The organism is Flammeovirga sp. SJP92 (assembly GCF_001583495.1).
GTDB lineage: Bacteria > Bacteroidota > Bacteroidia > Cytophagales > Flammeovirgaceae > Flammeovirga.
The window spans coordinates 1-15,017 of the sequence record NZ_LQAQ01000063.1; the positions used below are offsets into that span (position 1 = coordinate 1).

At 41.3% G+C, this 15,017-nt stretch carries 2 protein-coding genes; both read right to left on the bottom strand.

Annotated elements, in window-relative coordinates; genetic code table 11:
* Window positions 1–30: 30 nt before the first annotated feature.
* Entirely contained in the window at window positions 31–6,966 is a 6,936-nt protein-coding gene (locus AVL50_RS16050) for a beta-ketoacyl synthase N-terminal-like domain-containing protein (protein WP_062617522.1), read from the bottom strand.
* A 272-nt stretch (window positions 6,967–7,238) separates the two neighbouring features.
* The gene (locus tag AVL50_RS32600; RefSeq protein WP_063850746.1) at window positions 7,239–14,294 is read right to left on the bottom strand and encodes a type I polyketide synthase; all 7,056 of its coding nucleotides are present in this window, start codon (window positions 14,292–14,294) and stop codon (window positions 7,239–7,241) included.
* Window positions 14,295–15,017: the final 723 nt, after the last annotated feature.

Sequence of the window (15,017 nt, forward strand, 5' to 3'; positions counted from 1 at the left end):
ATGATTTAAAGGTTGATGATGTGGATTGAATTAACCAATTACTAAAGAAAGGTCCGTTAATTCATAGATTCTCAAATCGCCTTTCCAAAGGTTCGCATCTACAAGGATTACGACTTTACCGTTTTCCTTCGTTACTTCTTTGATATGGCAATCCAAGTTCATTGTTGGGTCACCTTGAAGGATTTGACCTCTGTATTTCCAAACGGTTTTGTTTGGAGCGTGGTGGTTGAAACCAACGTTCGCTAAACCGTCACCTAAACCTTGTTGTAAAGCCCAAACTTGTACTGCTTGGTGGATCGCTTCTACACCTAATGAACCTGGCATTACAGGATCTTGGTAGAAGTGGCAAGTGAAGAACCAATCATAGTTATGGATGGCACGAGTGGCGTGGATATAACCTTTACCATACTTACCACCTTCTTTGATGATTGTTGCGCTGTCTAACAAGTTCAGTTGGTCTTCTGCCAAGTGTAATCTTGGTGAAGCTGGGTTGGTAGACTTGTACAACTTCATTTTACCGAATAATGAATCCAAGTTGAAAGTGATTGCTTTCGACTTGTCGTAGTCTGTTACGTCTTTCCATGCTGGTACTTTCTCACCTGAGTCTAAACCTGCTTGGCTAGAAAGATCGGCTACTGTAAAGAATCCGAATGAAGATGAACCTACATAGAATACTGTACCGTCTACTGAAAGTTCGAATGTATAACGTTGTAATACTGTACCTGCAAGGTTGGTATGCGACGTCATCACTACTTTGTTCGTGATTGTCTTTCCTTGAAGGTCAACGTCTACTAACATCTCACCGTCACCGTCAAGGTTACGGAAGAATAAGTCTTTGTCTGGCACTGATAAAGTAGATCCCAAGTAAGCACCTAAGAAACCACATGGCTGTAAGGCTACTTCCATCAATACTGAGTAAGGCATTACTGGAGAAGCATTTTGCTTGAAGTACCATGCATCTACAGGAACATCGTATTCAGAGATGATTGTAGGGTTGTTGCTGAAGTCGTGTCTTTCATTGCTGATTGACAATACTCTTGAGATCACTTGAAGATCCGTGTTTGGCTGACGTGATAACGAACGTCCTTCGAATACTTTGTACTCATCACCGAAACACTTGTATACTGGACCTAATGCGAATTGAGTGATGTCACCTTCGTCTAATAACACTGGCTTGTTCACTGGCTTCACATATACACCGTAGTTAGTGTTGGCCAAGTCCTTTTTATATTGAGGGTTGTCTTTTTCTTGTAAACGAAGACCTAAGTTTTCGAAGTACACTGATGACAATCCATCATAAACAATTTCTAAGTCGGCTACTACGTATGGCTCAGGAACTAAACCTACCTCTTTCACGTCCATACGGTAGATCAATTTACCGTCTTTTGCATTTACCTCTTTACGGCATCTTACCTTCTGAGGAATATCTAATACCGGTTGGAAACGAGCGTCTTTTGTCAAACGTTGCATACCCATGTACAACATTAAGAAACGCAATAACTGTCCACCACCTTCTGCTTGTAATGAACCGGCTAATACTTCGTCATCTCTAAAGTGACAAGGGAAGTACCAATCGTCCGCTTTCAAGTCTTTCTCAGCTTCAATCCATCCTAGACCAGCGTGACCACCTTTGATGTCCAACTTCGTGATACGGTCTAACATTAAAATGTCTTTTGGAGGAAGACGTAATGATTTGTTTCTACCTAAAGTATTGTAATCAGAACCAAATACACCTGCCAAATCACCTTGAGTCAATGCTAAAAGCTCCTCTTGGTTGAATGTAGTTTTCTCACAGTGTAAAAGTGGCTCGAAGAATTGCTTCTTACGGTTGTTTCTTTCCTCTAATTCCTCTGGCTTGTATACTACACCTTGACCTTCAGCCAAGTCTGCTTCGTTGAAGAAACCAGCACAACCGCCACGCATCTTCAATACCATTCTGTCCTCTACGTAGCAATCGTAACGGAAGAAGAATAAAAGGTTGTTACCATTACGTACATAGCTATCGATGCTGATATCATAACGTAACGTTTGTCCTTCGAAAGGAAGATCATCCAAGAAAGTCAACGTACAGTCTAATAGACGGTATTTGTACTCTCCTTTGTTTTGGAAGTCAATCCCCAAATATGAAATCAATAATAAGTCACACTGACCTGATTCTACGGCTACAGCCCAAGGAATTTGTCCGTCAGTAGCGAACCATGAGTTGTAAGGAATGTCGTACTCAGTCGTCAAGCTCGATGGCTTGTACTCATTCGTTTTCGCATTCAATTTTGTTACACGGCTCACCAATAAGTAGGGAGGCATTGGCAACATTACACGACAAGGGTAAGTGTCGATAATTGAGTACTCAGGTCCGAATACGTCAGCAATTTTACCTGTAGCGAAAGTCAATAGATCTTGTTCATTCCAGATCGCATCTTTCTTGCTCGCTTTGTAATCAGGTGCGTCGAAATCATAAAGCGCCAAGCCATTCTCAGCAATCTTTTGTTTCACCTTATTTTCAATCACATCTAAGGTTGAATTCTTATCCATATCTTTGGTGGTTGTTTGTTCTTCTTTTTCTTCTGATAAAGCAAACATGTCAAATTCCTCTCCTGCTAGCACAGGCTCCGCTGTATTGACTCTGTTTGTTGAATTGATGAAGGCTGCTTTGTTTTCCGCAGTTAATGCGAACTCTTCAAAACGGTTGCCTCCTGTATGTAAAGTCTTATAGATTTTCTTTCTTTGAATGCCCTTCGCTGAAGTCTTCGCAATGATGGCTTGAAGATCAAGTTCTACGCCCTGACCTAGCAATTGTGCTACCATTCCCATAAAGCTCTTCAATGAATCCGAACCCTTACGGTCCGTTGCAATCGTAGCATGTTCTTTGTCTTTCAAGATCTCACCGATCCATCTCGAAAGTGTAGCATTTGCTCCCACTTCAATAAACAATTCATGTCCATCTGCATGCATGCTTCTGATCAACTTCGGAAGGTTCACTTCTTGACAGCAAACTTCTTTGGCATTGTTCGCAATCACCTCTTCACTGATTGCTAATGGCTGATGTGTGACACCCGAATACACTGTTTGCGTTACTTCCTTCTGTAATGGAAGATTGTGCATTGCAATGAATTCTTCCGTTACTCTACGGATAAATGGATGATGTACACAGTTGTTGATGGTCAATGTCACCGATGAAAGAGCATGCTTCTTCATGATCTCCTCTAAGATTTCATTGTCACCCGAAAGGATGATTTCAGAGTCAGTATTGATGAAGGTCAAGTACACTCTTTCGTACTTTCCTTCCACTTCACCTCTGAACCAATCTTCCAAAGTAGTATACCCTAACGTTTTTGCATTTAAGGTGATCAAACGGCTTCTCCATTTTTCTTTCGCTGTTGCTGCATCCATGCCCCATTCTTCACCAAGAATAGTCATTGCACCGCCAACAATTTCAGAGAATACGTTTGTTTCCAAGAATTTCTCATCCACTTGATGACCATCCCAAAGCCCTTGACCGTACCATAAGCTTGAAGTTTCCCCCATGCTGTAGCCTGCCAACGAATCCGATTTTACTTTTAAAATATCTTGTAAGAGCACTGTATACGCTGTCGCAAAGGCAACACCAATCGCCATTACAGGAAGAGCATTTGTACCCAAACTTTCCTCTTGCAATTTGATTTCCTCTGCTGTTGGCTTTTTCAGTGTTCTAGGATATAAATATTCTGTAAAGAACGCTCTGTTCGGGTAGTTCACAGAATCTTTAATATGATCATACAAGCTTGGGAACATCTGTAATAATGAAGCTCCAAAACCTTGGTAAGCCGCACCAGAACCAGGGTAAACCATTGCTACTTTTGCATCCTTACTGATAGGGTTAGGATTGTAGTAGCTACCCGTTGGCATTTGCAATGCTTTCTTTCCTTTGTAAGCATCCTTCATGTGGGCTTGGAAAAACGCCACATCACGCATTAATTCTTTCTCGCTTTTTGCAACGAAAATAGGCTTAATAGGTGCATTAGGATTAAATGCTTCGCAAAGTTTGTCTGATGTTTCATTGAAACCTAACGTTTCTACATCTGTTAGAATACCCAACAATTGCTCGTTAATTCCCGCCGGTCTTTCAATGGATAGAGGGAATAGACGTTCTCCTCCTTTGGCTAAATAAGGACTGCGTTCGTCTAACTGCGGATGCGTACCTTCAGACATTAAAACATGTGCTGAAGAACCATCAGTGGCTAAACCTGAAATCGCCGCTCTTAATGTATCTTTTCCTTCTTCCACAACCCAAGGTGATGAAACCTGAGGAACGTAGAAAGGTGTGTTTTTAAATTTCTCTTCGAATTTAGGACCTGACCACTGAGGGGATGCAGGAATAAATCGATGGTATAAAGCTAATGCTGAACGGATGATAGAAGCGATACCCGAAGCTGAGAACGTATGACCTACGGTTGCTTTTGCCGAACCTAAGGCACATGTAAGTTTCTCCTCTTTTGATTGGTAAACTGAAGTCAAACCTTCAATTTCCGCTTTATCTTCTGAAGCAATACCTGATGCTGAAACTTCTAATAATCCGATATCAGAAGCATCCAAACCATTACTTTGTAATAATTCTTCCGCACCTTTAGCTACGGCTTGAGCGTTGATTTCTCCATTCAATGAAGACAGATCTGACTGCACAATTGCCACATCATCAATCTGAGCATACACACGATCATTTTTCGCATCTTCCGCTCTCTTGATTACAATAGCACCTGCACCTTCACCGATATTCCATCCGTTCGTTTCTGTATTCCAACCAAATGAAATATCACCTGTATTGACTGGGTTCAAGACATGACGGCTTAATACCCCTTCCATACTTCCAGATAAATCAATCGCACCAACTACAACTGCATCCACTTCACCTAAAGCCAACATATTTCTCGCTACGTCCAATGCTTTATATACTGCATTTTCGTTCGATGAAATCGTGAATGAAGGTCCCGTGAAATCCCAAAGAGCTGAAACTCTACTGGAGATGATGTTACCGATAAAACCAGTGTGTTCTGATGGAGAGTGGTCTTCAAACGCTTGGAATACTGAGTTTTTCAAGACATCAGAAAGAGAATCCTTTTTCTTCACGTCCATATCCAAACCAGCCATTTCCAAGGCTTTTTCTACCTGCCAAATCAGATCCCAACGTCCCATACGATGATGGATCTCCAATTCAGATTCCATTGCTGTCAATACCGCAATGTTCGCTCCTTTGCCTTCCAGTTCTTTTAAACCTGCATCATGCAATGCACGGTCTGCCACTGTCAGCATTAAAGTCTGCTGTAACGTTAAACGTTCCGCTTCTTTCGGTTGGATTTTGAAACGAAGAATATCCAAATCAAATTCTTCCAACCACGCTCCTTTCAAGCGTTTAATATCTTCAAGCCCAAGACCTTTTTTCAATGTCTCCAACTCTTCCATTCCTTTCCAACGGTTAGCAGGAAGGTCTTTGAAGAATTGCTGTCCTTGATAAAGGGATAAGTAAAAGTCTTCCAAGCTGGCACATCCACCGAAGTGAAGATCCATACCCACAATTGAAAGCGGTTGCTTAGGCGATGTAATTTGTTCTTTTTCTACCTCCACTTTCTCATCGTAAGCCGATAAGATCATGTGGGCGTTGGTACCACCAAAACCGAAAGCGTTGATACCTGCATGAGGTTGCTCTCCTTTTAATGGCCACTCTTTATTTTCCAACATCATTTGGTCTCTGCCGACTTTCTGATCGTTGGAATGTACAGCACCGTCAATTTTGATCGTTGCTGGGATAAATTTCTTTTGCATCGCAAGGATCACTTTCAGCATACCCGTCATACCGGCCGCTGTAAGCAAGTGTCCCATATTCGATTTTACAGACCCCAAGAATGGAGGTCTTACTTCTCCTTGTGCAAAGAAATCGCTGATTGAATTAATCTCAGTGGTATCACCTAGAGGCGTACCCGTAGCGTGACATTCCAAGTAATCAATTTCAGCAGGTGTCAAGTTTGTTCCTTTATAGGCTCTCTCGAAAGAAAGCTTTTGTCCTTTAGGGTTTGGACTTAAAAGGAATTTACCTTTTCCATCATTCGATAAACCAACACCATCAATAACGGCTAAGATCTTGTCACCATCTTTCTGCGCATCGCTTAATCGTTTTAAAACGACCATACCGGCACCTTCTGATGAAGTCAATCCACCTGAAGTATTATCCAAAGGTGCTGACTTTTCATTCATACGTGCATACGCATGGAAGTAAGAGAAGCCCATGTGAATAAACAATGGATCGGCACCGCTTACGGCACCTGCCAACATCATGTCAGCTTTACCCAATTGTAATTCATCAATGGCTAATTTGATGGCATATAAACTAGAGGCACAAGCAGCGTCTAATGAATAGTTGGTCGAAGTCAAACCTACGGCTTGAGCGATCAAGGCAGAAGGTGAATTCGTCAATAATGTTTCGTGAATGTTTGCGTCGTAGTTTGTATTCGCGAAAGGAACTTTTACTTCCTCTCCTGTTAACTCAGTGAATACTTTCCCTGCCATATCTGCATAGATAGGTGAGAATATTTGACGTGATCGACGGGTTGGGAAAGACAAGTTACCCACAATAACACCGCAGTTTTTGTCCTGCGTGTTTTGCCAGTAACCACTATCTTTTAAGGCTTGTTGAGCTACATATAACGACCACTTGAACTGATCGTCTTGTTTTGCTAGTAAGTTTTTCTGGATTTTATAGTCCGATGGATCAAAGTCGAAGTCACGAACATAACCACCACGAATCGCATAACATTTATCCAGTTTTCCTTTTTCTGTATGATAAAGTCGTAAGGGATCTTGTCCAAACGTCTTTTCATCAGATAAAGTCACGAGGTCTTTGTTTTCTAGAAGGTTGTTCCAGAATGTATCGAGAGTGGCTGACCCTGGAAAGAGTCCTCCCATACCAATGACCGCAATTTTGTCTTTTTTACTCATTCTATATCTTATTTTATCTCCTTTTTATCAGAGATGTAAAATTGAAATGTCTACTTCTTTTCGGGCAAACACCTAGGTCTGCTTTATATCGGGTAGACACGTAGGTCTACCCCTACATTCAATTTTGGCGTCTAAGATTTTCACCTAGACAAATGATTCAGCTTTTCAACTTTATCACTTAGATGACTCAGGTCTAACGAAAGACCTGAATCATTATAATTACTGGCCCAAGCGTCGAAACTTGAACCAGATTTTGATTGTGTGTGTGGGCCTTACGACCAAGTTAATTCACGGCTGATAGTCATTGCCGCTCCGTAACTTTTCATATAAACTTTTCCAGTTTCAGCATCGTATGCTGTAATGTCTGAAACCATTGAGAAGTCATCTGCTTTTTTCACCTCGATCTTCACATAGAATGGCTTACCGAATGGCAAGGCATCGAAGATCTCAACGTAATCAGTACTTAATGGTAAACTTGCTGCTCCGTGGAAGCGACGTACCCAAACGACTGCTCCTTGGTACATGATATCCATTAGGTAAGGATTCACTTTTTTCACTGGCACTTGACCTTGACGTTCTTCGGTCACACCTTCGTGCTCACATAAGAAAATCATGTTTTTCTCGTCCATTTCAAGGATCGTTTTGATTCCGTTGAAATCAGCACCATGAAAAAGCGTTCCGTCTGTATATACTGAAGAAGCATCGGCAACCGCTGGTGTATTTGCACTGTTTGGCAATGCTAATACGGGTGCTTCAACTGGTTCAGAAGTTAAAGTGATTTGCGTTTGGTAATGGTTCAGCGGAAGTTTACCTCCATTATCGCTAGAAACGTTTACTGTCAACGTTACAGTCTTTTCTGATTTTGACGTTTCTGTAACCTTAATTGTGTAGTCTTCCGCCTGAGTACCATCAAATACGATTCCTTTGAAAAGCTTTGCGTTGTCTACTCTTTGGATGTTGAAGCCAGGATATAAATCCGTCGCTGTTTGAACCATCCAAGTAGAAGCGTTTACGATTGGCAATACTGCATTACCTTGGATCATATGATGTTGAAGGAAAGGATTTTTCTCTTCCGTCATATTTCTCTTGATCGTATAGCTTTTCAAATCACCTGTAATATCTGCTTTCGCAAGTGGTAAAGTACCACCTAAAATCACTTGAGGTTGTGCTTTAAAAGCGTCACTTAATTGATCCACCATTGCTACAGGACCTTCATCAGAAGGTACTAGAGAAACACCGTGCGCTTCGAATAATTTCTTTAATTCTCCGCTTACCATACCTGCATCCCATGCACCCCAGTTGATGGAAGCAACATGTACGTCTGGATGGTTTTTCTTGAATAAGTGTGCTACTCTGTTCAATACCTCGTTAGCAATTGCATAGTCTGTTTGACCAACGTTACCGTAGAATCCGGCTACAGAAGAGAACAATACAACGTGTTGGATATCGTGGATACTACCAGCGGCTACGGCTGCTAATAAACCAGAGATCTTCACATCATAAACGTTATCGAAGTCTGTTGCTGTTTTGTTTTCTATCAGTTTGTCTGCTAAACGACCTGCACCGTGGATGATTCCTGTAATTGCTCCTGTTTTCGCAACGATTGGCGCTACAGCTGCTTTTAATTTTTCAGCATCTGTAACATCTGCCGCAGTGTAATGTGCTTCTGCTCCAACACTTTGAATGTACGCTAAGTTCTCTTGGATTTCTCTTTGAGAAAGTACCGCACCTACCATTCTATTCACTGTCTTAGGAAGTGGTTTCTCACCGCTTTCCTTCAAGAACATCATGGCATTTCTTTTCAAGATTGGCTCTTCTGCTACACCTTGTGCCCATGTTGGCTCTTCTGTTGTCAATGCCGAACGACCTACTAAGATAAACTTAGACTTGTACGTTTTCGCCATTGCTCTAACACAATCTGCCGTTACACCTTTGGCACCACCTGTTACTAAGAATACGTTTTGAGAAGTGATACCTGAAGTACGCATTGTACCTGCTGTATGTGCTTGCTCAACTGCTGCTAGAGTGAAACGTTTTCCTTCATCGTTGTAAGAAGTTTCAGTTGTAGAAACGTCAGCGTCATTTAATTCCGCTACGATTTTCTTCGCTGCTACTTCCGCCTTCAATTGAGAAGAAAGGTCTACACCTCTACAGAATACGTTTGTCCATTCTAAGTTTAATGATTTCGTTAATCCGAAGTATCCACCTCCGATTACTGAAACATTACCAGGGTTCTTCGTTCCGAAAGCACCTTCTAAACGTGTTACCGTCATGAATGAAGCTCTAGTTGACTTAGAAGCATATTCATTTAAAGTAGGTTTTAAGTGCTTCGCCAATAAGTAAGCTGCTTTCAACAATTCTTTTTCTTTGTCGAAGTGCATACCCCATTGACCTAACGGGAATCTAAAGTGAGGATGTACATTAATAAATTGATCAACTCCACCGATTTGCGCTAATGCTGCTTTGATCGCATCATCAGAAATTTCAGCTAGAGCAATCTCCTTTACCTCGTTTGGTAAAGTCACTGCCGATTGACGAACCAATGAAGCTGGCATTGTCAATACAGCTACTTTTCTTCCCTCAGCCAATAATTCTTGTGCTAAAGAAACTGTTAATCCCGAGCCATCATTTGTAATGACTGTCCATGCGTCTGCATTTTTCTCGATCACCAATTGATCTGGCTCGGGAATATATTTCAACTGTACATCGTAGCGTGCTACGCGATCATAGTTTCCTGAAAGGAATGAAGTATGATCTTCTGCAACTGTTGTTTCTTCTACTTCGTTAGTAGACTTTTTTTTTTCCGCGATTGACGAATTAGTATTCGCCTCTACACTGGGGGTGGACGCTCCTGCCTTTGATGAGATGTACTCAGCAATCTGAGCTAACGTTCTCAATTCGGCTAATTCTTGTGGATCTACTCCTTGAACTGATGGATTCGCTTCTGTCATCGCACCGAAGATCTCTACACGTTTGATAGAGTCGATACCTAAGTCAGCTTCCATGTCCATTCCCATTTCTAACATCTCTGCTGGGTAACCTGTTTTCTCAGCGATTACTTCTAAAAGTGATGTTTCGATTTCTGCGTTGGTTACGCCACCTTGTGCTGGTGCTGCTGCAACTGGGGCCGCTGCTGGTGCAGGAGCTGTCGCTGGAGCTGAAGTTGCACCTGCTTTTCCTGAAATGTATTCAGCGATTTGAGCTAATGTTCTTAACTCCGCTAATTCTTGTGGATCTACTCCTTGAACTGATGGATTCGCTTCTGTCATCGCACCGAAGATTTCAACACGCTTGATAGAGTCAATTCCTAAATCAGCTTCCATGTCCATACCCATTTCTAACATCTCTGCTGGGTAACCTGTCTTCTCAGCGATTACTTCTAAAAGTGATGCTTCGATTTCTGCATTAGTTACGCCACCTTGTGCTGCTGGAACTGGTGTTTCTACTACTGGCGCTGCTGCTACTGGAGCCGCCGCTGGTGCAGGAGCTGCTGCCGGTGCTGATGTTGCACCTGCTTTTCCTGAAATGTATTCAGCGATTTGAGCTAATGTTCTTAACTCTGCTAATTCTTGTGGATCTACTCCTTGAACTGATGGATTAGCCTCTGTCATCGCACCGAAGATCTCAACACGCTTGATAGAGTCAATTCCTAAGTCAGCTTCCATATCCATACCCATTTCTAACATCTCTGCTGGGTAACCTGTTTTCTCTGCAATTACTTCTAAAAGTGATGCCTCGATTTCTGCGTTGGTTACGCCACCTTGTGCTGCTGGAGCTGCTGCTACTGGAGCTGCCGCTGGTGCAGGAGCTGCTGCCGGTGCTGAAGTGGCACCTGCTTTTCCTGAAATGTATTCAGCAATTTGAGCTAATGTTCTTAACTCTGCTAATTCTTGTGGATCTACTCCTTGAACTGATGGATTAGCCTCTGTCATCGCACCGAAGATCTCAACACGCTTGATAGAGTCAATTCCTAAATCAGCTTCCATATCCATACCCATTTCTAACATCTCAGAAGGGTAACCAGTTTTCTCAGCGATTACTGCTAATAAAGATGCTTCGATTTCTGCATTTGATACACCTCCTTGAGCAGACGTTGCAGGCAACGTATCTACTGCAGGTGCAGGAGTTTCAGCAACTGGGGCTGGAGTTGGCACTTCAGCTGGAGCTTGTAACTGCTGAGGAGCAGGAGCTGCATTTGAAGCTAATTGGTTATTTGTTTGCATATTGAACAACGACGACAACATTTGTTCGATGCGTGTTTGTTGCTCAGTTAGACGCTGGATATCTGCTTGGATTTGATCCAATACTGCCTTCTCTGCCATGGAAGCTGAATTTTGTTTCTGACGAATTTTTTCTTCAATAATTTGAGACATGTCTGTTGTCTCAGCAATCACCGTTTCGATTTCTTCTACTAACGGTGCTTTTTGCGAAAGCACTTTTCCTCCCTTCGCTAATGTGTCTTGGTATCTCTTCTTGAAACCGTCTGTCAAATAGTTTGTACCAGAAATCTGTACATTCATTTTCGACTTCGCACCACCTGCTTGAACTGGTCTTGCGTACGGATCAAAGTTTTGGATTTGGATACCCATTACAGCTAATTGGATAGCTGCTTCTCTCAACTGAACGTCTGAGTTTTTCTTAGGATTAGGGTTCAATGCAATCACTTGGTGATCTTGACCTGCTAAGATTTCAGAAGTTAAGTTGGATAGAATATTTTTCGGTCCAAATTCAACGAACACTCTTGCACCTTCTTGGTACATTTTCTCGATTTGCTCTTTGAATTTAACTGGACTTAAAATGTGTCTCTTTAAAGTTTCTTTGATGAACTGAGGTTGTGCCGGGTAAGCAGTACCTAATGTGTTCGAATACAATTTACCTTGAGGGGCAGCAATGTTTGTATTGTCTAATACTGCTGCGAAAGGTTTAGAAGCATGACCAACATAAGGTGTATGGAATGCGGCAGAAACTGGTAGGATAGTCGCTAATAAGCCTCCTGCTTTTAATTCCGTTTTAAGCGCCTCCAATTCATTCTTCGCACCACCTAAGATCGTTTGCGTACCTGAGTTGATGTTGGCTACCTGTACATTTTGGTATTTACCGATGTAAGGTTGAACCGCTACAACATCTGCCTTAACAGCCATCATAGTACCTGCATCTACACCTGCTTGTGCTGACATTGCTTGTCCTCTTTCTTTCGAAAGTTTGATGAACGTTGCTAAGTCAATTGCACCTGAAGCATATAAAGCTGAAAGCTCACCATAAGAGTGACCTGCAAAGTAACTTGCTTTGAAGCCTGCGTTTTGTAAAATGTGATACATACTTACCGATAATGCACCAATTGCTGGCTGAGCATTTTCAGTTTGCGTAAGTACCGCTTGTTGTTGTTTACGCTCCTCATCACTGAATACAGGAATCGGATATACAGTCTCAGTTAAAGGTTTTTTGTTGCTTGCTTCAAATTCACCGTTCACTTTCGCGAATACTTCACGAACTTGAGGGAATGACCAAGCGATTTCGTTACCCATGTTTGTGTATTGAGAACCTTGTCCTGCGAATAAAGCAGCAACATTGTCCTTACCGTTATAAGCGGCACTTCTATACCAAACATTTAAGATTGGGTTTTTCCACTCTGTTGCGTTTGCATCTTTCGATAATGCGGCAACAAAAGCTTGAAGTTTTTTCGTAGCCTCCTCGATTGATGAAGCAACGAAACCAACTCTTGGTTGATTTACAGGAACGTTTTCTGCGAATGCTGTAGCGGATACTTCTTTGTAGTATGCTTTTGCATCTGCACCTGATAAACCGTCAATATGTTTTTGAGCCAACGCCACTAGCGCAGATGATGATACTTCAGAAAGCAACCATTGTCTGTGGATATTGTGAACTCTATTTTTCTCGATTGATTGTCCTTTGTACTCCTCCATAGAGAAGTGAAGGTTGACACCACCAAAACCGAAAGCTGATACACCTGCTCTCAATGGAGTTTGAGCATCCTTTTGGAACCAAGGTCTAGTCTCAGAGTTGATATAGAATGCCTTCTTCTCAATCTCTAATTTCGGGTTCGGCTTTGTGATATTGATTGTACCTGGAAGGATTTTGTGATGCAAGGCTAAAGCTGCTTTAATCATACCCGCCGCACCTGCTGCTGCTTTTGTATGACCAATTTGAGACTTTACAGAACCTAATGCAATGTGATTTGTTTTCACACCATCGTCACCGAATACCATACCCATTGATACACCTTCTGATGCATCACCTGCGTTAGTACCTGTACCGTGTGCTTCAATCAAACCAACTGTTGATGGATCATAACCTGCTTCCTCGTATGCTCTTCTCATCGCTAAAGCTTGACCTGAAGGACGAGGTGCATAAACTGATTTATAACGACCATCTGAAGAACCACCAATACCGTTTACTACAGCATAGATTTTATCTCCATCACGCTCAGCATCTTCTAAACGCTTCATGACCATCATACCAACACCTTCACCGATCAACATACCGTCACCATCTTGGTCAAATGGACGGATGCTACCGTTACGAGAGAATGCAGGAGTTTTTGAGAATGACATGTACATGAATGGTGAGTTGTCTGTATCTACACCACCTGTAATCATCATATCTGCTCTTTTTTCTACCAATTCAGCAACAGCCATTTTGATAGCTGACAATGAAGCCGCACAAGCTGCATCCACTACTGAGTTGATACCACCAAAGTCAAAACGGTTAGCGATACGACCAGAAATTACGTTACCCAATAAACCTGGGAATGAGTTTTCTGTCCAAGGCACAAACGCTGCTTTCATCTTCTCGATTGCCACTGCGATTTGCTCTTCCGGCATTCCCATTGACTCTAATGCTCTTCTCCAAACTGGATACTGTAAACGAGCTGTCAAAGGAATGATTAGCTTTTGACCGCCGCCAACGCCAAGAATAACACCTGTTCTTTCTCTTAATTCTGCTTTTAACGCATCTGAACCTGGAGCATATCCTGAATCGATCAATGCATCTTTTGCTACTGCAAGACCCAATAGCTGTGAAGCATCAGTTACTTCTAAGATATTTGGTGGTAAACCAAACTCCATTGGGTTGAAATCGATTTTTGGAACGAAGCCACCTACTTTACAGTAAGTCTTGTCTTCTGCTAATGGATTAGGGTCATAGTAATCATCAATTTTCCAGCGGTCGTCAGGAACTTCCTTGATACAATCCACACCTTGGATGATATTTTCCCAGTACTTCTCTAGGTTCTCAGAGTCTGCGAATACAGAGGCCATACCAACAATGGCAATCGGCGTCTCTTTAAGCAGTTGGTTTGTGTCTGTCATATCTTTTATTCTTGAAATAGTACAATTACCACACAGTACTATCTTAGTTTAATTCTTTGTTCACCTAAAAAATGAATCTGTTACTTGAATGATGAAAGTTTGTCCAAGCTCGCTTTTGCTCATTTTTCAGCCCGTATAACAATTCAGATCCCGAAATTGTGACAACTTTTCTAAAAAAAATAAACATTTGATTTTATTAAATAATGACTACCTATTCATTCATCTATCAAAAAAGTACAAAACAACAAACTCAAACACAGCATTACAGAAGTGACTATTCATTCATAGCAAAAATTTAGTTTATTTATATAAGTCTAAAAAAATGTTATTTTTTATTACACCTTTATTTTTGAGTGTTTTTAGAGGGATAAACAGATAATTATACAAGGGTATAAAGTCATTTCCAATACCAATTTTATCAAAAATGCCACACACATAATCTGCTTTAAAATAATTCTTATAACATTACTCAAACTTCATTTCTTTATTTATTTCTATCTCAAAAAGAAGCAAAAAAAAGAGGCTTATTTTAAACAGCCTCTATTCAATTAATTTCTTACAAAAAAATAATTCACTAATCATCATTATAGCTGAATTAGCACTCTAAATTTGACAAATCAGCATATTATTTCTCCCTTTTTACACTCCTTTATAAGATCTTTTGGAGAGATTTCTATTCCATTTTAAACAAAAAAAAGAGACCCACATCTGTAAGTCTCTTCC